The sequence below is a fragment of the Bacillus sp. UMB0728 genome (genome assembly GCF_002858875.1).
GTDB classification, from domain to species: Bacteria; Bacillota; Bacilli; order Bacillales; family Cytobacillaceae; genus Bacillus_AB; species Bacillus_AB infantis.
On sequence record NZ_PKLA01000004.1, the window covers coordinates 492931 to 514344 of the forward strand.

Annotated in this window: 22 protein-coding genes and 1 other annotated feature; of the genes, 4 read left to right on the plus strand and 18 right to left on the minus strand. The window is 46.3% G+C overall.

Annotated elements, in window-relative coordinates:
- Nucleotides 1–15 precede the first annotated feature (15 nt).
- The 4 genes from CYJ37_RS18230 to CYJ37_RS18245 all read right to left on the minus strand — a co-directional run bounded on the left by CYJ37_RS18230 (nucleotide 16) and on the right by CYJ37_RS18245 (nucleotide 4737).
- The gene (locus CYJ37_RS18230) at nucleotides 16–588 is read right to left on the minus strand and encodes a TetR/AcrR family transcriptional regulator (protein WP_009793943.1); all 573 of its coding nucleotides are present in this window, start codon (nucleotides 586–588) and stop codon (nucleotides 16–18) included.
- A gap of 195 nt (nucleotides 589–783) precedes the next feature.
- Entirely contained in the window at nucleotides 784–1716 is a 933-nt protein-coding gene (gene hemH / locus CYJ37_RS18235; protein ID WP_101550955.1) for a ferrochelatase, read from the minus strand.
- 84 nt (nucleotides 1717–1800) lie between these two features.
- Nucleotides 1801–2847, minus strand: a complete 1047-nt coding sequence (gene hemE, locus CYJ37_RS18240; RefSeq protein ID WP_009793945.1) for a uroporphyrinogen decarboxylase — start codon at nucleotides 2845–2847, stop codon at nucleotides 1801–1803.
- Nucleotides 2848–3480: 633 nt separating this feature from the next.
- A complete protein-coding gene (locus CYJ37_RS18245) occupies nucleotides 3481–4737 on the minus strand; it encodes a DUF5068 domain-containing protein (RefSeq protein WP_253616518.1) in 1257 nt (418 codons plus the stop codon).
- Nucleotides 4738–5050: 313 nt separating this feature from the next.
- Here CYJ37_RS18245 and CYJ37_RS18250 point away from each other — a divergent pair, with 313 nt between their 5' ends.
- Nucleotides 5051–5563 (plus strand): antibiotic biosynthesis monooxygenase family protein, encoded by a 513-nt coding sequence (locus tag CYJ37_RS18250; protein WP_009793948.1) that lies wholly within the window; start codon nucleotides 5051–5053, stop codon nucleotides 5561–5563.
- Between the two features lie 132 nt (nucleotides 5564–5695).
- On the opposite strand, the gene CYJ37_RS18255 is transcribed toward CYJ37_RS18250, so the two are convergent.
- Genes CYJ37_RS18255 through liaF form a run of 3 tightly spaced genes read right to left on the minus strand, consistent with a single transcriptional unit; the run spans nucleotide 5696 to nucleotide 8225 of the window.
- Nucleotides 5696–6340, minus strand: a complete 645-nt coding sequence (locus CYJ37_RS18255; RefSeq protein ID WP_009793950.1) for a response regulator transcription factor — start codon at nucleotides 6338–6340, stop codon at nucleotides 5696–5698.
- A gap of 1 nt (nucleotide 6341) precedes the next feature.
- Nucleotides 6342–7379, minus strand: a complete 1038-nt coding sequence (locus CYJ37_RS18260; protein WP_009793951.1) for a sensor histidine kinase — start codon at nucleotides 7377–7379, stop codon at nucleotides 6342–6344.
- Nucleotides 7380–7391: 12 nt separating this feature from the next.
- On the minus strand, nucleotides 7392–8225 hold the full coding sequence (gene liaF / locus CYJ37_RS18265) for a cell wall-active antibiotics response protein LiaF (protein WP_101550957.1): 834 nt from the start codon (nucleotides 8223–8225) through the stop codon (nucleotides 7392–7394).
- 218 nt (nucleotides 8226–8443) lie between these two features.
- Here liaF and CYJ37_RS18270 point away from each other — a divergent pair, with 218 nt between their 5' ends.
- On the plus strand, nucleotides 8444–9838 hold the full coding sequence (locus CYJ37_RS18270; protein WP_101550959.1) for a hypothetical protein: 1395 nt from the start codon (nucleotides 8444–8446) through the stop codon (nucleotides 9836–9838).
- A gap of 49 nt (nucleotides 9839–9887) precedes the next feature.
- Here the strand turns inward: CYJ37_RS18270 and CYJ37_RS18275 are convergent, their stop codons facing one another.
- Nucleotides 9888–10091, minus strand: a complete 204-nt coding sequence (locus tag CYJ37_RS18275) for a YwbE family protein (protein WP_009793955.1) — start codon at nucleotides 10089–10091, stop codon at nucleotides 9888–9890.
- Nucleotides 10092–10199: 108 nt separating this feature from the next.
- Here CYJ37_RS18275 and CYJ37_RS18280 point away from each other — a divergent pair, with 108 nt between their 5' ends.
- Nucleotides 10200–10667 (plus strand): hypothetical protein, encoded by a 468-nt coding sequence (locus CYJ37_RS18280; protein WP_101550961.1) that lies wholly within the window; start codon nucleotides 10200–10202, stop codon nucleotides 10665–10667.
- 39 nt (nucleotides 10668–10706) lie between these two features.
- On the opposite strand, the gene CYJ37_RS18285 is transcribed toward CYJ37_RS18280, so the two are convergent.
- The 4 genes from CYJ37_RS18285 to CYJ37_RS18300 all read right to left on the minus strand — a co-directional run bounded on the left by CYJ37_RS18285 (nucleotide 10707) and on the right by CYJ37_RS18300 (nucleotide 13217).
- Nucleotides 10707–10895 (minus strand): hypothetical protein, encoded by a 189-nt coding sequence (locus tag CYJ37_RS18285; RefSeq protein ID WP_253616516.1) that lies wholly within the window; start codon nucleotides 10893–10895, stop codon nucleotides 10707–10709.
- 42 nt (nucleotides 10896–10937) lie between these two features.
- Nucleotides 10938–11717, minus strand: a complete 780-nt coding sequence (locus tag CYJ37_RS18290) for a divergent polysaccharide deacetylase family protein (RefSeq protein WP_009793958.1) — start codon at nucleotides 11715–11717, stop codon at nucleotides 10938–10940.
- Between the two features lie 164 nt (nucleotides 11718–11881).
- On the minus strand, nucleotides 11882–12547 hold the full coding sequence (locus CYJ37_RS18295) for a vWA domain-containing protein (protein WP_022543576.1): 666 nt from the start codon (nucleotides 12545–12547) through the stop codon (nucleotides 11882–11884).
- A 52-nt stretch (nucleotides 12548–12599) separates the two neighbouring features.
- Nucleotides 12600–13217: a PH domain-containing protein gene (locus CYJ37_RS18300; protein WP_009793960.1), complete on the minus strand. Its 618-nt coding sequence runs from the start codon at nucleotides 13215–13217 to the stop codon at nucleotides 12600–12602.
- 150 nt (nucleotides 13218–13367) lie between these two features.
- On the opposite strand from CYJ37_RS18300, the gene CYJ37_RS18305 reads away from it, so the two are divergent.
- Nucleotides 13368–14279, plus strand: coding sequence for a VanW family protein (locus CYJ37_RS18305; RefSeq protein WP_009793961.1), 912 nt, complete (start codon nucleotides 13368–13370; stop codon nucleotides 14277–14279).
- Between the two features lie 28 nt (nucleotides 14280–14307).
- On the opposite strand, the gene cls is transcribed toward CYJ37_RS18305, so the two are convergent.
- From cls to CYJ37_RS18330, 6 genes are all read right to left on the minus strand, one after another.
- Nucleotides 14308–15819, minus strand: a complete 1512-nt coding sequence (gene cls, locus CYJ37_RS18310) for a cardiolipin synthase (RefSeq protein ID WP_022543574.1) — start codon at nucleotides 15817–15819, stop codon at nucleotides 14308–14310.
- A gap of 141 nt (nucleotides 15820–15960) precedes the next feature.
- Entirely contained in the window at nucleotides 15961–16116 is a 156-nt protein-coding gene (locus tag CYJ37_RS27365) for a hypothetical protein (RefSeq protein ID WP_009793963.1), read from the minus strand.
- 73 nt (nucleotides 16117–16189) lie between these two features.
- Entirely contained in the window at nucleotides 16190–17428 is a 1239-nt protein-coding gene (locus CYJ37_RS18315; protein ID WP_009793964.1) for an ATP-binding protein, read from the minus strand.
- Between the two features lie 142 nt (nucleotides 17429–17570).
- Nucleotides 17571–19001, minus strand: coding sequence for a proline--tRNA ligase (gene proS, locus CYJ37_RS18320; RefSeq protein WP_101550965.1), 1431 nt, complete (start codon nucleotides 18999–19001; stop codon nucleotides 17571–17573).
- Nucleotides 19002–19144: 143 nt separating this feature from the next.
- Nucleotides 19145–19354: a binding site (T-box leader), on the minus strand.
- A 346-nt stretch (nucleotides 19355–19700) separates the two neighbouring features.
- Nucleotides 19701–20741, minus strand: coding sequence for a threonine aldolase family protein (locus CYJ37_RS18325; protein ID WP_101550968.1), 1041 nt, complete (start codon nucleotides 20739–20741; stop codon nucleotides 19701–19703).
- Between the two features lie 16 nt (nucleotides 20742–20757).
- Nucleotides 20758–21411, minus strand: coding sequence for a phosphatase PAP2 family protein (locus CYJ37_RS18330; RefSeq protein ID WP_101550970.1), 654 nt, complete (start codon nucleotides 21409–21411; stop codon nucleotides 20758–20760).
- Nucleotides 21412–21414 lie beyond the last annotated feature (3 nt).

Sequence of the window (21414 nt, forward strand, 5' to 3'; positions counted from 1 at the left end):
GGACTATCCCTTAAGTCAGTTAGATAATCCTTTAAACAGGTATTGCTCAAACAGCTTTGCAATTTCCTCTTTTTCAAGAGGTTTATGCTGCTTTTCCCAATCAAAAATCAGGGCGATATAGAGCTTGAACATGATGAAGGCAGTCAGCTCAGGATCGCAGTCTGCTATCTCGCCTTTTTTCACAGCTTCGGCAACTTTTTCTTTAATATAAGAAAGAATTGATTTTTCCAGCCTCTCCATTACCTCCATTACTGCAGGAGTGCCCATTTCCTTTTCTTCCTGGAAAAGCTTGATGGTCAGCTGGTGCTTCAGCCTGAACTCAAGGATCCCATATAAGGCGCGATGGACATTTTCGTGGAAAGATAATGAAGAATCCAGAGATTCGTCAGCTGCAATTTTCATTTCCTTGATGAGCGTTGTGATGATTTCATCGAATAATTCCTCTTTATTCTTAAAAAACGTGTAGATCGTCCCTTTGCCGACATTCGCAATTTTGGCCACCTGATCCATTGTGGTTGCTTTATAGCCAAACAGAGAAAATGATTTATTGGCAGCTTCAATAATTAATTGCTTGCGGTCTACAGCCATCTATACACCTCGATTCACAAAATGACTGAATGAACATTTTGGTCAATTTGAACAAAAATAATAATAGCATATGTCAGCAGCTCTTGCAATGCTTCCCGGTTAATATTTTATTATTAATTACTATCCCTAACTGAGGGACATAATCAGAAACCAAAGAAGGAGCCCTGCCCCAAAAGGCAGGTCTCCTTCTCTCTGCTATTCTGAAAGCTTCCTGAGTACGGCAGATGCCATAGCATCAATGAATTCGGGCTGTGAATTCGGCATTTCCGGACGATAATAGCTTGCCCCGATTTCCTCTGTTACAACTTTGCATTCATAGTCATTGTCATATAAAACTTCAAGGTGGTCTGCTACAAACCCGACTGGTGTATAGACGAATGCTTTATAGCCTTTTTCATTATACAAGTCGCGCGTCAGGTCCTGGACATCCGGCCCAAGCCATGGCTCAGGAGTATTCCCGGCACTCTGCCAGCCAACCTTATAATTTTCTACCCCCGCCTGTTCAGCGATCAGATCCGCAGTCTCCTGCAGCTGGTTAGGGTAAGGATCTCCCGACTGGAGAATTTTCTCTGGCAGGCTGTGGGCTGATACGATCAGCACTGCATTGTCTTTTTCATCTGCAGGCATGGATGCGAAGGCTTCCTTCACTTTTTCTGCCCAATAGCCGATGAATTTCGGTTCTTGATACCAGCTTTCTACAGAAGTGATGGTCAGGCCGCCAAGCCTTTCTGCTTCTTCTTTTGCACGGCCATTATATGACTTCACGCTGAAGGTTGAAAAATGGGGAGCCAGCACGATGCTTGCAGCTTCCGTGATTCCATCTTCTTTCATGCTCTTCACTGCATCTTCGACAAAAGGTTCAATATGCTTCAAGCCCAGATACATCTTGAATTCAATTTCATCCTGGATGCTGTTCAGATGCTGCTCAAGCTTTTCACCCTGCTCCTGTGTAATCCTGGCAAGCGGGGAAATCCCGCCGATTGCTTCATAGCGGCTCCGCAGATCTTCAAGCATCTCATCTGAGGGCTTTCTTCCATGGCGTATATGAGTATAATAGCGCTCAATATCTTCTTCTTTATATGGCGTTCCGTAGGCCATGACAAGCAGGCCCATTTTCTTTTTCGGCATTATATTTACACCTCTTTTTAATCATGTATCTAGTCACTTATTGTGCCAAAAACCCGGCTGAATACAAAATCTAATGCTCAGGAATTACTCAGCAAGCTTGAAAGCCGAGTAATCGTGGATAAAGCCAGTCAGTTTTTTCAATGTATCCGGGTTGACAGACGGGAAGACGCCGTGGCCAAGATTGAAAATATAGCCTGGCTGCTGCATTCCCTGGTCAAGGATTTCCCTGGCTCTCTCTTCAATTACTTCCCATGGAGCAAGCAATATGGCAGGATCAAGATTGCCCATGACTGTTTTCCTGATGCCCATCTCCCTTGCCTCGCTGATTGGAAGCCTCCAATCCAGTCCGACTACGTCCAATGGAAGGTCATGCCATTCCATGGCCAGGTGGCTTGCGCCCACACCAAACATGATCAAAGGCACATTTTCTTCTTTAAGAGCTGTGAAGATCCGTTCCATAACCGGCTTGATGAAGCAGCGGTAGTCGGCCACATTCAGTGCGCCTACCCATGAATCGAAAAGCTGGATAGCCTTTGCACCAGCCTTGATTTGTGCTTTTACATAAACGATGATGGTGTCAGCAAGCTTGTCCATCAGCGCGAACCATGCCTGCGGCTCAGAATACATGAAAGCTTTTGTTTTATTGTAATTCTTTGACGGCCCGCCTTCGATCATATAGCTGGCGATTGTGAATGGCGCGCCGGAGAAGCCAATCAAAGGAACTGTCAGCTGTTCTTCTGTTAAGAGCTTGATTGTGTCAAGGACATAGGGAATATCCTGTTCAGGATGAAGTTCCCCCAGTTTCTCAACATCTGAAAGCGAGCGGACCGGATTGGAAATGACCGGACCGATGCCTGTTTTAATATCTACGTCCACTCCGATGGCGGGAAGCGGCGTCATGATGTCTTTATAGAGAATCGCAGCATCCACTCCGTAGTTTTCAACCGGCAGCCTTGTAACATAGGCACATAATTCAGGCTGATGCGTTATTTCGAATAAGGAGTATTTCTCTTTGATGGCACGGTATTCGGGCTGGGATCTGCCAGCCTGCCGCATATACCATACAGGGACGCGGTCTGTTTTTTCCCCGCGCGCCGCTTTTAAAAATGTATCGTCTATCTGTTTTGCCATAAAACTGTATCCACCTTTCAGTACTCTTCTGTTTGTTTATTGTAATATATCTTTCTGGAAATTAGAAATTTCGGTATGTATAGGGCATATTGCCCCTTCCACTATAGCGGTTTCAGGATAGGTTGTATAGATTGCCTGGGGAAATGTCGAAAATTTGCCTTAAAAGAGAAAAAGCAAAAACAAATTGCATTACAAAAGTCATTTCTATTTTTAAATGAGGTGTTGATCTCCGTTCCAGGCACTTCGCTTTCCGCGGGGCGGAGTTGAGCCTCCTCGCCGCAAGCGGCTGTGGGGTCTCAACTCTTCCGCTGCAATCCCGCAGGAGTCTTCGTGCCTTGCACTCCAATCAACAGGTTTTTAAATTCGAATGGCAGTACAACCCTGAAAACTTTAACATTCAATTACCATTTTAGAACTCCATCGGAGCAGGTCAATTAATACCTTATAGTTTTATATTTCGTAAAAAACGTTAAGTTAAAGTTGGCTTTTCATGACATTGCTTTATTCAATTCTATTATTAGGGTTATTTCCTTTAATTCATTGATTTTGCAAAGGAAAAAACAAACCAAAAAAGGCACGGAACCCTAACATTCCGTACCCCCTCTGGTCTGAAAAATACTGCCTTCATGTAATTTATCTCGGCAGTGTAAATTCAGCTGTTCTTCCTTTGAATGCTTTTGTGCCGTCTTCGTTATAGAAAGGGCCGAATTCCAGATCAAACTTTTTGTATATTTCGAATTCATCTTTCCTGAATAGAAAGACATGAAGCTTTTCTCCCTGTGCACCTGCCTCGATGGCCTTTGGTTCACGGGGTTCAACCATGCCCTGTGACAGAATTCTGGCGCGGTTGTCATCCACTGAAAGGATGGAACCTATATTCCAGATGCTGACCGGCTCTGAAGACTGATTGTCAATTTTTAATTTGACTGTCAGGGCCACAATGCCGCTGTCGCCAAAATTTGTAAAGCGCGGCTTATTGGCCTCTGTCGGGGTGATTTCTGTATACTGAACCCCTTCAAGTGTTACATTCACATCACCGATTTTTTGTGCTTCGCCAATTCCTTCTTTTTCGAAAATCATTTTCTTATCTGCCATATTATCGGTTGTCAGCTGATCCTGGTAGAAGGATGGCTCGCTTGCCATGGCCTCCTTCTGTTCAACACTGTAAGCAAAATCAAAGACTGCATTCCCCTGGATGGAACCTTTGAACTGGTCGTTGTCTGCAGCTCCGCCTTCAATGATGTACTTCGGCTTTACAGTCGAAAGCTTATCAAATTCGGCATTTGTCAGGGTGAATGAAATCAGCCCTGTTATCTTTTCCCCGGCTGCGAATTTCCCTGTTTCTGACTCTTTTTTCGATTTGACCTTGTCTGCATCAAGGATAAAGGTTGGGTCTGATGGGTACCAGTCCAGCTCATGTGATGTCTGGATACGGTGCATATTGTTGTAATACATTGCTTTATCAGTGCCATTATCCACTGTAACTTTTGCCGTAATCACATACCCGTCGATCTCATCATTGAACGGGATGGTGACATCCTCGTGCATACCTGTCACTTTGACGATCTGATATTCATCCACAGAGACTTTGAAGCCTTTCATATCATGGACAAAGCCAGGCTCTGTGTTCGTATAGATGACTTCAACCTCGCCCTCTGATTCATCTGAAATATTTGGGTTGAGCAGCTCTCCTTCTGCACTTGTTCCATCAGCCGTTTCTTCAGCTTCTTCCGACTCATCAGTTTCTTCCTCTGCGGCAGCATGATCTGTTTCTTCAGCTTCAACCTTCTTTTCCGGCTCTTTACCGTTTGAAGCTTTTTCATCATTCCCGCATGCCGATAGTAAAAGCATTAGAGCCAAGAGTGCTGTCCATAAAACATTTTTCTTCACGTTTTTACACAACCTTTTTTTGGATTATTTTCCCTTCGCCATTATAAATCACGAAATGATAGATTTCCCTGTTTAATAGATAAAAAGGAAAAAATAAGGAAATACTACCATCAATAAGCAGGCAGAGGCAGGAGGATGCACACAGATACAGCAGCCTCCGAATAGGAAAATACCACCAATAGTTCCTGGATAAACCAAAATTTTGAAATAAACTTCTATCCGGCAGCTAAGAGCTCTGATTGGGAATCGGCATGCGGAGAAGCTATAATGAGGGAGAGCGCTAACATACAAAGAGAATCTTGAGGTGATATGGATGAGGATTTATATGACGAACGGCACTTTTGATTTTTTAAAAATAGTACAAAATAAGAACAGCGCAGAGAAAATGGTGCTGATGCAGGATGCGGACAATGCACTGCTCCTCCACGAAACCGAGGGAAAAACTTTATTTAACGAACCGCGGAGCTATGAAGTGCTGGATTCAACAGGTTCACTCGAAAGCCGCGGTTTTATTGTCATGAATAATATCCCCGTAACAGAAGAAGGAAGGCCCTTATTCGAATACCGATTTAAAAACAGGGCTGGGGCGGTTGAAAACGAGCCTGGCTTTATCAGCATCCGGGTACTTCGCCCGCTTTCCAGTGATACGTATGTCATTCTCACCCAATGGGAGAGCGAAAAGGATTTCAAGAATTGGCAGGATTCCAAAGCCTATGAAAAGGCACACGAAAAACGGGGAACAGATCAAGGCATCGATGTCCAGCGTCCAAATATCTTTGCACGCCCATCCTTTGTAACAACTTATTATATCCCTGAAGCAGATTGATCATTACTATCATAAGTGGCCGGAAGATGCGGAAGCCCGCATTTTCCGGCCTTTTCTTCGGGTTGCAGCTGAAAAAAAAGAACCTGAAGAAATTAACGCCAGATTCTTTCATTCGCCCTATGCAAAATCCCTTCAAGCTTTAGGTCCTTGTTTAATGAGGCCGTTTTGATGGGCATACACAGCTGCCTGGGTGCGGTCGGAAACGGACAGCTTGCTGAGTATGTTGCTGACATGTGTTTTCACCGTTTTTATCCCTATAAAGAGCTGATTGCTGATTTCCTGGTTGGTCATCCCTTCGCCGATGCACAGAAGGACCTCCAGCTCCCTTTCCGTCAGTTCCTCGTGGGGCTTTTTCTCCCTGCCGCGAAGGCGGCCCATCATTTTGGTGGCGACCTTCGGCTCGATTACCGGCTCCCCTCTTGCAGCCTTCAGGATGCAGTCAAGCACTTCATCCGCCGTTGCTGTTTTCAGCATATAGCTGAATGCACCGGCCTCTATTGCAGGAAAGACCTGCTCATCATCATAAAAACTTGTAATAATGATGATCTTGCACTGGGGATAGCTTTTCAATATTTCTTTTGTTGCTTCAATGCCGCTTCCGTTTTCCATTAAAAGATCCATAAGGACGACATCGGGCCTTTCCTTCAGCACTAGGGCAGCTCCCTCATGCCCGCTGGAAGCTTCCCCCACTATTTCTATTTCCGGTTCAGTCAAAAGATACGAGATGATTCCCTTCCTGACCATTTCATGGTCATCCACAACTGCGATCCTGATCACTTTATTCCCTCCCTTTCAGCGGTATCCGTATTTCAATATAAGTGCCTTCTCCCTGTTTGGACCGGATATTGAAAATCCCGCCGATTTCCTCGCATCTTTCCCGCATGGTTTTCAATCCATACGAGGCAACCCTTTCAATATGAGGGTCAAATCCCTTTCCGTCATCTCCAATAAATAAATATGTATAATCTTCCTTTTCTGTAAGGGTCAGCTTTATCTTTGATGCATCGGCATGCCTGAGAATATTAGAAAGTGCCTCCTGGACAACTCTGAACAAATGCTCTTCTGCTGCTTTGGAGAGCTCGATTTCATCTATGCTGGCCTGAAAATCGATGGTAGTCTTCCCGCGCAATTCGTGTATCAGCTTGATAATCCCGTCACACAAGGTATCATCGCTCAGCTGGATCGGCCTTAAATGGAGAAGGAGAGCCCTCATTTCCCCCTGTGCTTTGGCGGCTATACCGGAAATTTCCTTGAGCTGCTTCTTTGCTTTTTCAGAATCTCTGTCAAAGACCTTCAGCGCGGCAGATGACATCATGCTAAGAGCAAACAGCTGCTGGCTCACAACATCATGGAGATCCCTTGCCAGGCGCTGCCTTTCCTCCATAACTGCTGCAGCATGGGCCGACTGGGCCAGGGATGAACGTTCTTCAGCAAGCCGTTGGACCGAGTGGACCTGCTCCTGGATATAGTCAGCCAAACCATCAAGCTCCTCTGCAATAAGCCCGATTTCATCGTTTTCATAAGAAGATATCCTTCCTGCCAGCTTGCCGGACCGCAGATTGGACACTGCAACCAGGATATCTCCAAGCCTTCCCTTGATTAAGTAACTGCCTTTAATGCCAAAATAGCCTCCGGCAGCCAGCAGGATCAGCAGGCAATAGATAAAGAGCCAGAAAGAGATTGAAATGGTGAGGACCGGTTCATCGGCAAAGAATAAATAAATCTGGATCCCGACAAAGAAGGTGAGCGAGCTGATCAGCGCCATCATAATAAAGCTCTGGATAAACCAATACCTGATTCCGAACATTTTTTTCATCAGCAGTATCTCCTATACATGATCAATTCGAATGGAGCCGACTTTGAGCTGGATCGTTATATTCAACTTTCTTGCCGCATCATCGTATCCCGGGGACTTATAATAAAGTTTGCGGTCAAGGTCTTCTGATTTCAGATCGAAAATGCGGATATCCCCGATATTGATATCGGAGTGAACCATAATCGGGACATCCTCAGGGATAATCATCTTAACATCGCCGACCCATCCCTTGACTGAAATAGGCGTTTCCTTCTCCGGGATATACGCCTTGCTGAAGTCTATAAAATAATCACCGACCGTATTATACAGATCCAAAGGTTCTACAGACCAATTTGCGTTTTTAAAGCTGACGTCGCCTATAGAGAATCCTCTGATATTTGCTAATGGGGCATGCCGCGATCCCTTTTTGATCCTGATGATTTTTTCCTCGCCCAGATCCTTTTCGCTTTCTTCTATCCCATCATATTTCTTAGCTGGAAACTCTGTTTCAACATGCACTTTAATATGCTCTTTCCTTACTAGAAGCGAGAATCCAAGGTATACGATGGCGAGCGGCCAAAGCTTCCACACATCCCAAAAAGAAAACTGGATCAGTCCGAATCTGTCAGAGGCCAGCAGCCCGGAGAAAACAAGCAAAAATCCGGCAAAAACTTTGCCCCCTTTTTTTCTGGCCAATGTCGAGATCAGCAGAATTAGGCTATAGCCGAACATCACAAAAGGATATACTGTGACAAAAAACTTCTTTATTTCCAAGGAAATGACACCTATATTTACAAGAAGCAGCAGGACACCTGCAGCCAGAAGGCATAATGCAAACATCATTTGATTGACTGATCGATAACGCAATTAGCTCCCCTTCTTTCTTTCTCTATAAATATTCGCTGCAGAAAATGCTTTTCCCTGCAATCCCATTTTATCAGTCTTCCATCAATCTTTAACTGCCTCTGGAATGCTTTTCCCTCCGCCTTGAGGCGGATGTGTGCCATGCACATCGCCCAGAACTGAACATAATCTATAGTACGCTTGAAGGCCATGGCCCAAGCATACTATAGGAGGGATATAAAATGGCGATTGATTTAACTGTCCTTCATGCTATCTATGTTTTCTTCATTGTACTCATCATCGGTTTTATGATAGCGAAACGGGATACTGCCCTTGTGTGCATAGCCGGGATCTTCCTGATTGCCATCACAAGCACCGGCTCCCTGAGCACCTCAGTCAGCAGTGTGTTCAATAGCTTTATATACGCGATAACCGAGCTTCTTTCTACCATTCTCGTCATCTCCATCATCGTCGCCATGAGCAGGGTCCTTGCTGCTGCGGGGGTAAGCGATGCGATGATAGCGCCCTTCTCCAGGATGATCAAAGGTCCGGCAGGCGCTTATTGGACGATCGGCATTGTTATGATGGTGATATCCTGGTTCTTTTGGCCATCACCAGCAGTTGCCCTTCTTGGAGCAGTCCTTCTGCCGGCAGCTCTGAAGGCAGGACTTCCTGCCCTGGGAGCAGCTATGGCCATGAACCTCTTCGGGCACGGAATTGCCCTGTCAGGCGACTTCATCATCCAGGCAGCCCCTAAATTGACGGCAGACGCTGCCGGGCTTCCAGCAGGGGAAGTAATAGCTGCCAGCATTCCCCTTGTAGCCGTAATGGGGATTGTCACAGTTGCTGCTGCCTTTTTCTTTTTGAAAAGGGATATGAAAAAGGGCCTCCTGCTGCCGGCCTCTCCCCCTGATCAAAGGAATGAGGCTGAATCAGGAGAGCGCGGGCTTCTTTCAAGGAGCCAAAGGGGATTTTTTGCAGTCCTTATCCCTGTTTTATTCGCTTTAGATGTAGCAGCTATGTTCTTGCTTGACCTGCAGGGCGGCGATGCGACAGCACTTGTAGGCGGGACATCGATTTTTATTCTGCTGGTGATCACCTTGGCAAGCCACAAAAATAAAGGACTGGAGAAAACAACCTCCTATATGATTGAGGGATTTCAATTTGGCTTCAAGGTCTTCGGGCCTGTCATCCCTATCGCAGCTTTCTTTTACCTTGGAGATTCCGGCTTTACAAGCATAATCGGCGACTATTTGCCGGGGGGGTCACAGGGCATCGTCAATGATCTCGGGGTTGCTCTGGCAGGAGCAGTCCCGCTGAGCAAGGAAGTGGCAGCTGTTACGCTCACTGTTACCGGTGCAATCACCGGTCTGGATGGTTCCGGCTTTTCCGGCATCTCCCTGGCAGGCTCTGTCGCCAGCCTTTTTGCTTCAGCCATCGGTGCCGGTGCAGCAACTTTGACAGCCCTGGGACAGGTTGCCGCCATCTGGGTTGGCGGCGGGACGCTCGTGCCCTGGGCGCTCATCCCTGCAGCAGCCATCTGCAATGTGGATCCTTTTGAGCTTGCAAGGAGGAATCTCCTGCCTGTCATCATTGGGCTTGCAGCCACTACAATTGTCGCCATGTTCCTAATATAAGTGTGAACGGGAGAGCAAAAAAAAGAGGCAGCTGCCGTCAGCTGCCCCTCTATTTTTTTATGATTTCTGCCACTCTGCCCACTTGGCCGTCTGTCAGCCTCACCTTGATTCCATGCGGGTGGAAAGAAGAATTGGTCAGAAGATCCTTAATGATCCCCCTTGTCCTTGCCCCTGACCGCTGGTCCTTCTTTAAGATGATATCCGCTTCCATTCCAGGCTTAACATGCTCACGATATTTGCCGGTGTCAGACATGCAATCAGCTCCTTTTCCTTTGGCGCCATCAGGCGCGCTTTTTGTTCTTCTATTCTAATGGTATAATAGGCAGAACACAAAATTAACACCTTATCCATTGGAGGAAACATGCTTACTTTTGAAGAAAAATTAGCGATCATCGAGTCATTTCCCGAGCTTGAGAGAAAAGACGTCTCTCTTGGAAGAGTCAACTTCCATTATGAAGAAAGCGCAATAGACAAGAAAAATGTGGTTTACCATCTGCATCCTAACGGCAATGGCTTTGTTTTTGCAGAATATGTACAGAGTTATTCGCCTGACAGCAAAGGCATGGTGAACATCAGGGATTTCTCTGAATCCGAGCTTCGGGATATCATTGCAAAATCGATCCAGTCCCTCTCCGGCCATGATGCAGAAGAAGCCCAGCCTGCTGCAAGGCTGGAAGAAACGTGGAGCAGCCGGAGCGGCGAGACCCTTGTCCTCATAGAGGAAGATGAAATGTGGAATGTATATGCCGGCCTGAACCTGGACGCCGCTTTTCTATCTTATCGGGAAGCAAAAGAATATCTTGAAGAAGAAGGTTTTAAACGGAGCTAAAACTGAGAGGCAGCCTTATTGGGCTGCCTCTTTGTTTTCTTAAAAATTGCCATTCTGATTTTCCGGGCGGCTGTTATGGAGATGGGATTCAATATAGACCCTTTCTGAAGAAGAAACATGCTGTTCATTATGTTCGGGGTCTGTATGCTGGATCCCCTTCCTCCGATAGATAACATCAACCAGCACCCCAAATCCAAAAAGCCCGCCTAAAATGATGAGCCATAACATGATTATCACCCTTTCCACTTGCCTCATTTTGTCCAGTGGCTTTTAATAGAATGGATAATACTCTTTTCGGATCTCACTTGAAATGATCTCTGATACAGGGGCGATTCTGATGCCTTTCTCTTCAAAATACCCCTTTTCCTGAAGGATCCCTGCCGAACAGACCTTGCCAGTCACACCGACATGCCCGATTGCGATCCCTCTGCCCTGCTGCTCCGTGATCAGCGCCAGCTTCTTCATCTGCCGCCTGACATGGGAAACAGAAGAAATGTCATCAAGAAATACATCCCTTTTAATGAGCGGCACACCAAGCTCTTTTGCAATGATGGGAAATTTTGATTCAGGGCTTGTGCCGCTGTCCACAATATAAAGCTTCCGTTCTTTCGCAATTTTTACGATTTCCCTTACTATCCCTTCATCTTCCACTGCCCGCGATCCCATATGATTATTGAGGCCCTTTGCATAGGGAACGCTGTCAATGGCTTCATTGACCCTTTTCCTGACTTCTTCAGAAGACAGATTGGTTGTGATCGGTTTGGGCCCGAGCCATGATTTCTTTCCCCTTTTAGGCTCCATTGGCAGATGGACCATGACTTCAAATCCATTTTCATGCGCCCATTCAGCATGCTGTGCTGTCTGATCTGTAAATGGCATCACTGCTGCTGTAATCGGGATATCGCCTTCAAGGAAATCTTTTACGCCTCCGATGCCTCCTCCAAAATCATCTATGATGATAGCAGCTTTCCTTTCTTCCTGCTGGGTTTCGGCACTGGCAGATGAGGCAAAGAAAGAACATAAGATAAGCAATACGGCAATCTTTTTCATATTTCCTCCTGCTGATCGTTGTTCCTCTTACATTCCCCTGCGTGATGAGTGTTCATTCATAGCTCATGACAAGGAGTTGTTACTAATTGTATATACGATCTAAATTTATAAACGTTTCAATATTCAGAAAAAATAAGAAAAGCCTGACAGATGCCAGGCTTTTCTTATTTTAAAACGCCTTTTTCCCGCGCTTCTTTAATCCATGATGGAAATTCATCAAGAAGATGGTCATACAATTCTTCATCGCTTACCTGCTCGATATCTTTGAAATGATAGAAATTCGCGTTATCAATATAGCGGCCTTCCATTGTATCCAATTTTTCCAGCACGTCGAAATTTGCATCGCCAATACCGACAAACTGCCAGAAAATAGGCTTGCCTGCCGATTTTACAATCGGTTTCTTGATCGTCTTTTTGCAGCCGCCATCATTGATAAAGACAATGAACGCAGGATCGCTGCTCGGATCTTCCAGTGTGTATTTGCTGATGACATCCTCCATGACAGGAGGTTCGTCATTGCGCCCAAATTTATGGATTAGATCGTTATTCAGGATATACTGATTAACATAGCCTTCAAAGTCCCTTTCTGTCACCGGCTTCAGCCTTGAGAACTCATTGTCATATACCCAGATATCGAGCATGCCGTCATCATCAAATTGGCTCGCAACGGCTAAGATCCGCTCCACTACTTTTTGTACCGTGCCGTTCCGGTACAAGGTGCGCATCGATCCTGAAATGTCTAAAACCAGGCCGACCCTCGCCTTGACGTGTGACAGCTTTTTCTTTTCCAGCACGACCCCGGCTGTTTTCTTCATCAAAGATATACTCATGCTACGCATCTCCCCGCTATGAATAAATTCTTATACTGCAGCGAACCGGTCCTCAATTATTAATGAATTTTTCAAAAACATATCCAAAATCTTTTACATGGTATTTTTTCCTGCTGTTCATCAGCCAGTTAAAAGCGGTTTCGTTCAGCACCCTGAAATCATCCGTCAGGCTTCCTTCCCTTGCCCCTGCAGCCCTGCCCAATGTTGCAGAAGCTACTTCAATGCTCTTTTTGGCAAACTCCATCGAATGCTCATTTTCCGCACAAATTTCGGAGATTTTTATCAAGGCTTTATACAGGTCTTTCAGTTCTTCAATGAAGCGTTTATGTACATCTATGGAGAAAGCGGCAGAGCCTATCACAAATTTGATCTCTACATCCATGTCGACTGTCCCTGCTGTTTCCAGGAATACATTTGAAATTTGATGCTCCCTGAAGCTGTATCTCTTCAGGACTCTCTTCTTGCTCATCGCGCTTGTCCCATCTAAATGGATGACTGCTTTGTTTGTAAAGCAATATTCATCAGATTTGGATTTAATCAAAAAATAGATTTTTTCATTATCTTCATGCATCACATAATCATCAGCATCGACCTTATCATAGTCAGCCGGCGAGATGACACTGCCAATATCACTGATCCCCAGCACATCTGAAGCCACCCTTTTGAACATATTTCTGCCTCCCTGAATAGTAAGATTCTTTTTTATAATCAGATTTATATTAGCATATACCGGAATTTTCTTCACTCTTTGAGGTGTACAGCCATTCTTCTGTATTACATGAAATTCAGGAGGCTTGCCCATACTATTTCAGGGAGGTGCATGATGAAGCTGTTATTATTTTTCGGCCTTATGGCAGCAGCTGGAGGAATTGGAACGGAACAGTTATCTGTGCTGCAGGAAGGCAAGGATGCAATAAAAGTCCAGAAAGAAGAATTCTCTGCCAATATACCCGGCCTGCCGCTGGCAGATGAAGATAAATTTAAAGCATTCCAGGCTAAAATGAACAGCCTGGCTTATAAAGAGCCGCAGGATGCCAGGATAGGCCCGGGAGAAAGAATCATCCCTGAAAAACCCGGAAGCAAATTGAATCAGGATTTATTTTCAGCGCGTTTTTATACTACTTACTACCAGTCAGGTTCAGGGAGCATTGAACTGCCTCTTCTCCCGATTTATCCAAGGGTCGACAGTGAGCTCATTCTATCTGTTAAAGCACGCCAGATCGGCCAATATGTGACCTATTTCAACTCCCATAATAAGGCCAGAACACAGAATATCAGGCTCGCGGCCGGATCGATAGACAGCATTGTTGTATTTCCCGGAGAAGTATTTTCATTTAATGAAACAGTCGGCAAGAGGACGGCAGCCAAGGGATATCTCCCAGCTCCGGTAATTGTCAGGGGAGAACTGTCCGAGGGGATCGGTGGCGGGATATGCCAGGTATCTTCAACCCTTTATAATGCTGTCGATAATGCCGGAACAAGCATCATCCAAAGATATTCCCACAGCAAGCGCGTGCCGTATGTCCCTTCAGGCAGAGATGCAACCGTAAGCTGGTACGGACCGGATTTCACCTTTAAAAACACTTATAACCAGCCCATCCTGATCCGCGCGCAGGTATATGGAGGAACACTTGCCATCAGGGTCTTTTCTTCGGATGCCATCAAATATGAACCGCGGAACGTCCCAGGCGCAGCAAAGTTCAGCGAAGAAGATGAGAAAGCTGCTGACTGAACAAATGCCAGTCAGCAGCGCAAATGGATTAGAGCACTCCGGAAAACAGTCTGGAGAAGGACTCTTTCGTCCTCTCCCAGAGTCCGCGTTTATAATATTGTACAGGTGTTATCCGTACACTATCCCTCATATCTTCTTCGAAATGCGCTGACAGATCCCTAATTGAGCTGCAGCCAAGCAGGAAGACATTGACCTCGAAATTCAGGTGAAAGCTTCTCATATCCATATTTGCTGTTCCCACAGAAGCCATATTTCCATCTGCGATGATGATTTTCTGATGGAGAAAACCTTTTTGGTAAGAGTAGACTTCAACTCCATATTTAAGCAGCTCGGAAAAATAGGACCTGCTTGCATACTGGGTGAGAAAGCTGTCATTCTTTTCCGGAACCATGATCCTTACCTCCACCCCTTTTGCTGCAGCCACCCGCAGCGCAGTCCTGATTGCTTCGTTCGGGACGAAATAAGGCGTGGCAATCCAAATCGACCTTTCTGCACTGGTGATCATCGAATAAAAGAAATCTCCCATGATTCCCTGCTGTGTATCAGGCCCGCTGGCAACCACCTGTATCGCCCCATTGATTTCATCCTCATCGGCTGGCCTTTCACTGACCGAATATTTGTCAAGGACCTGTTCCCGGCTGACATACTCCCAGTCCAGAAGGAAGACTGTATGCAGTGTGTATACGGCCTCACCTTCCAGCACCATATGGGTGTCGCGCCAGAACCCCATCGCTTCATCCTCGCCGAGATATTCAATCCCGACATTGAGCCCGCCGACAAAGCCGGTCTCCCCGTCGATCACGACGATTTTTCGATGGTTCCTGAAATTGATTTTCTGATTGAAGAAGCCGAATTTCAAAGGCAGGAAGCAATGAACCTTGATGCCCGCTTCCTCCATCCTTTTAATTTCATTCACAGCCATCTTCATGCTGCCGGCAGCGTCATACATGAAAAGGACCTCGACTCCTGCTTCAGCCTTCTCAATGAGGATATCAATGATCTCTTTGCCGAGCCTATCCGAGCGGAAGATATAGTATTGTATATGGATGAATTTTTTTGCTTTCTTCAGCCTTGCCTTCAGCTCTTCAAACGTTTCTTCGCCATTTTTCAGCATCTCAGCCCTGGATGAGGTGCTGATGGGGGTCATGCTGGCATTCGCAGCAAACCTGGCAAAGTTCTGCTGGTTATCCTGCAGAAATGTAAGGTCCGGTGAATCTTTCCGCTTCATCATCCTTTTCCACTGCTCTCTGTCATTGCTCCTTTTTGTGCGGAAAAGATATCCTTTCAGATAAAGCTGCCCTGAATATAAGTAGAACATATAGCCTGCCACCGGAATGAAGATCAGGACATAAATCCAGAGGAGCGTATGGTGGGAAGTGCGGTTTTCAAGAATCAGCGAGTAGATGCTCACCAGTATAATAAAAGCATACAGCCCTGCGCAGGCGAGCTTCCAGAAGTAGCCTGCACCGGTAAAGAACAGGACATACAGGGAAGCAGCCAATATAAGCAAAAAGACAAATTCTATTCTCTGTTTTTTCATACGATCATTCTCCATGTCTATAGAAAGTTTCCTTTTGTATACCCTTTGTGCCTTGAGAGGGAAACCTGGCTTGGTCTGCACCAGGTACGAAAAAAAACGGGCTGTGCCCAGTGGCATGCCCGCTTGCTTTATTCTCCCGAACTATTTTCTCATATTCTCCTGATCTTTCAGCCTGTTCTGCTGGTCAGGCTTCCTTCCCTCTTTAAGCTTGTCAGGCGCTTCCCCGCCGGAATGCTGCTTTCGTTCATATTCAAGCAGGCTTTCCTGGTTCTGGCCATCCTTGTTATTTTCAGGCATGAGCTGTCCCTCCTAACGGTGTTTTTATCCTTATTCCCGAAAAGAGGCTTGGGAAACGCCTATTTGATCAGCATCAGTTAAATGAATGTCCCTTTGCTTCCGTCTGGGTTTTCGGGAGTATAATTTCAAAAACCGTCCCTTTATTGACCTCGCTGCTGACTTTGACGAGCCCGCTGTGATTTTCGATGATTTTAAAGCTGGTCATCAGGCCAAGGCCCGTCCCCTTTTCTTTTGTTGTATAAAAAGGCTCGCCAAGTGTGTTGATCCGCTCTGGAGGGATGCCTGTCCCTTCGTCTTTGATCATGACAGCCACATGCCCATCCTTCCTGTCCGCTGCCTTGATCGTGATGGTCCCGCCATCCGGCATGGCTTCAGCAGAATTTTTTATCATATTGATAAATACCTGCTTCAGCTGATTCTCCTCACACCATATCTCCGATTCATCCAGATCAAGCCCGGTGATTATCTGGACATTATGGATCAGGCATTGCGGCTGAATCAGTACAACCACTTCCTGAATCAGCTTCTTAAGATCGCATACCCTGTATACCGCAGCCGCAGGTTTGGCGAGGACAAGGAACTCTCCAACAATCAGATTGATCCGGTCCAGCTCTGAGATGGCAATATCGGCATACTCCCGATTTCCCTCCGCCTTCAGCAGCTGGATGAATCCTTTAATGCTTGTCAGAGGATTGCGGATTTCATGGGCAATCCCAGCGGCCATCTGCCCGACAAGCGCCAGCTTCTCTGACTTTTGCAGAAGCAGGTCTGCCTGCTCTTTTTTAACCGTAACATCCTGGCCGATTGAAAGCACTGCCTTCCTGCCCTGAAAGCTTGTAAATAAGGTGGACACTTCAAAATAAATCTTTTTGCCGTCAAGCCTGGTAATTTTCTGTTCCCTCCGGCCTGCCGGAAGTTTTTCTTTATATGTTACATCAAGTATCTTCTTGTATTTGGCGGCATCCGGCGCTTCCATAAAATCAAATACTGACCTGCCGACCAATTCCTCTTTGCTTTCAGCAGCCACCATCTTCTCAGCCGCTTTGTTTGCATAGACAATTTTGTCATAATCCTGGATGATGACAGGCTCCGGCATCGTTTCGATCAGCTGCCTGTAAAATGCTTCGTTCTCTTTCGCTTTCCCTGTAAGATATTTCAATTTGTCATATTGCCAGCCTACAAACCAGGCAATAATAGTGGCAATGGTGAAATCAACAATTTCCTTATGCCAGGGGTCATCGAAAATGAAGGCTTGCGTTAAAGTGAATAAAATAGAAATGCTGACTAAAGCGAATTGGCCCGTTCTCTTCATTTATAACAATCCTCTTTGGTGGATTTAATGGTGTCGGCGAAGCTTTCACTGCCTTAGTCAATACATTCTTTTTCCGGGCCAAAATTCCTTCCCGGCAGAAAAAATATAAATGGTTTTCAAATAACTTTCCTGCAAATCCCCGTTAATAAGCTTTTGCCCAATAAACGAGCTCTTCTGCCTTATTGCCGCAGCAGACACAAACATCGGATATATGCTCCTGTTCAAAAGGAATGCAGCGGGAGGTTGCACCGGTCTCCTCCTTAATTCTGTCTTCACATTCCCTCCTGCCGCACCACATTGCTTTAATAAACCCCTGATTATCCTTCAATGCCTGCTTGAACTCACCCATGCCTGCAGCATTCTCTGTTTTTTGTTCGCGTAGGTCCCGCGCTTTTTCCAGCAAATCTGACTGGATATCTTCCAGCAGCCCGGCGATTGCCTGCTCTGCCCCTTCAGCCTGGACAAACAGCTTTTCGCCTGTATCCCTGCGGACAAGCACGACCTGATTATTCTCGATATCCTTCGGGCCGGCCTCAAGCCTGAGCGGGATTCCTTTCATTTCGTACTCATTGAACTTCCAGCCAGGCTTTTTGTCGCTGCTGTCAATTCCGACCCTGAAACTCTTGCCGAGTTTCTCTTTCAGCTCATAGCAGAAATCAAGAACCCCTTCTTTATGCTGTGCCACAGGGACGATCATAAGCTGGGTTGGCGCAATCCGCGGCGGGATGATCAGGCCCCTGTTATCGCCGTGGACCATAATCATGGCGCCGATCACTCTAGTCGTAAGCCCCCACGACGTCTGATGCACATGCTGAAGTTCCCCTTCTCTGTCCGAATACTGGATGCCGAATGCCTTGGCAAAACCGTCCCCCAAATGGTGTGAGGTTCCTGTCTGGAGTGCTTTTCCGTCATGCATCAGGCTCTCAATTGTGTAGGTGAATTTTGCGCCGGCGAATTTTTCTTTCTCTGTTTTCCTGCCCTTAAGGACCGGTATGGCCAGGACGTTTTCACACAGATCTGCATAGACATCGAGCATCTTTGTCGTTTCTTCGTGCGCATCCTCGTCTGTTGCATGGCATGTATGCCCTTCCTGCCACAGGAACTCAAGCGTCCTTAGGAAAGGCCGGGTCGTTTTTTCCCATCTGACCACATTGGCCCATTGATTGTACAGCTTAGGCAGGTCCCTGTAAGAATGGATGATATTTTTATAATGTTCGCAAAAAAGGACCTCTGAGGTCGGCCTGACGACTAGCCGTTCTGCCAGCTCTTCTGATCCGCCATGGGTCACCCATGCCACCTCTGGCGCAAATCCCTCGATATGGTCCTTTTCTTTCTGGAGGAGGCTTTCAGGAATAAATAATGGCATATAAACATTTTCATGCCCTGTTTCCTTGATCCTTCTGTCCAGCTCGTTTTTTATATTGTCCCACAAAGAATATCCGTAAGGTCGGATGATCATTGATCCCCTGACACTTGAATAATCGATCAGATCCGCCTTGGTCACCACATCTGTATACCATTGGGCAAAATCCTCTTCCATTGCCGTAATTTCTTTTACAAATTCCTTTGCCATGATTGCACCCCATATTCTGATTAAGTGTGAAACGATAAACGCATCAGCTCTCATCCCGGCCAGGGAAAGAGCTGCTGAAGCTTCTTGAAGAGTGCAGAAGCGCCGGCATTCTGCTGGAAAAATAAAAAAGCCCCGATTTATAAAATAGGGACCAGATCATGGCGGTACCACCCTAATTTATAAAGCAAGGCTTTATACTCTCTTCATGATAACGGCATGTGCCGCTGCTGCCTTCAAGTATCCGGCAGCGAACTCCGGGGCAGGTTCGGCAGCTGTCTATAGAAGCCTTCCACCGCCGGCTCCCTCTCTTGGATAGACATAGACTGTTTACTGATCCCCTTCATCGTTTCAGTTATTTTTCAGTATTATATACAGTGAAATGTACGATGTCAAACCTGTATTTTATTAGATTTCAGCTGTTTTGGTTTTGCTGGGATAGATTAGGAGGAATTCAGCATGAATTTTTGTGAAGAAGAGGCGATTCTATATGAATTACTGTTTTATCAAACGGCGAATATGGTCATTCTGCCTGAATTCTGCTTTATTCTACATAAAATTCGAAAGATTTTACCTAAAATCTCAATGATTCTCCCTAAAAACTGTTATAATTTTCCCTCCTTACAATAAATCCCAAAATCAACACTGAAAACCGGTGCCCTCCCTAATCAGAGAACACCGGTCCTGATGCTAATTCAAATTTTACAGCGCAGACACATGCCCCGCTGCCGTCCTGCTGACAGCATCCAGCGCCTTTTCTATATCACTGGCAGACACATCGAAATGAGTGGTGAGCCTCACCGAAGACGGCCCGAAAGTAACCGCGCGAACTCCTTCCTTCTCCAGCCTTTCTACAAACTGCTCTGAGCTCAGGCCCAGTTCCTTTACGTCTGCAACTATGATATTTGTATCTACCTGGTTGACGACAGTAATGCCTTTTATATTTTGAATCCCCTCAGCAAGCTTCCGGGCGTTCTCATGGTCTTCGTGAAGCCTGTGCCTCATCTGCGTCAGTGCAATCAGCCCTGGTGCCGCGATGATGCCTGCCTGCCTCATGCCTCCCCCAAGTCTTTTCCTCCAGATGCGGGCAGACTGGATAAATTCCCTGCTTCCGGCAAGGATTGACCCGACTGGTGCTCCAAGCCCCTTGGACAAGCATACCTGGACTGTATCAGCATGCCGGGTGAAATCAGTGACCGGCCTCTCAAGTGCGGCTGCGGCATTGAACAGCCTTGCTCCATCCATATGGACAGGAATATTATGCCTGCGGGCAATTGCATGGATAGCCTCCATATTTTCCACAGACACAACAGCCCCTCCAGCACGATTATGTGTATTTTCCAGACAAATCAGGCCGGTTTCGGGAAAATGCTGATCTTTCCCCCGTATGGCAGCTTCTATTGCGCCGGGATCCATTTCCCCCCGTTTTCCTGCAATCGTTCTTGTCTGGACACCGGCAAAAGCAGAAGCGGCTCCTGATTCGTAATAGAAAATATGGGACTCTGCCTCTAGGAGAATTTCGTTCCCTGGTCTTGTATGCGTCAGAATGGCCGCCTGGTTTCCCTGCGTACCGCTTGTCACAAGCAGGGCTGCTTCCTTCCCGAGTATGTCTGCTGCGGACTCTTCAAGCTTGATGATGGAGGGATCTTCCGCGTAGACATCATCCCCGACTTCTGCTTCGTAAGCAGCCTTCCTCATTTCTTCTGTCGGCTTTGTCACTGTATCGCTTCTTAAATCTATCATCCTTATTCCTCCTGTCTTAATTCACTTTCCTGCCAAAGCTGCTGTTCATAAATACATAGAATATAACCCATATGTAAACCCAAATAAAAGCAAAAGCATACCCTCCCGCAACATCGGTCGGATAGTGGACCTGAAGGACAATGCGGCTGATCCCGATCAAAATGATCCAAAGGGCAAACGCAGCTGCCGCCATCATCCTGGCTCCCGCAGACTTTAATTCCTTTATGACAAAATAGGCTGTCAGCATATATAAAATGCCCCCTACCATCGCATGTCCGCTCGGGAAACTGAGACTATTCACCTCAGTGATATGCTCCAGCTCCGGCCTCTCTCTGCCGAACAGCTCCTTCAGCCGCTTGCTGGCCTCGTTCCCGAGTGCAACGGCAAACACAAGGACTGCCATGCCCAGATAGTCTCTCTTCTTGAACCACAGCCAAGCAAGAACTATAAGCGCTGCCAAACCGATGCCCTGCTTGTCGCCAAACCAGGTGAAAAATTCAAACAGCGGGTAGGAAGAGGCCGAAAAAATCCTTGTGACAGCAGATGAGACAGCTCTGTCAAACCATAAAGATTCTCCCCCTGATACTGAATAGCCTATCAGCACTGCTGCAGCCACTGCCATTATAACAGCTGCCAGCGCTGCTTTTGATTGTTTTAACTGCAAACCCATACC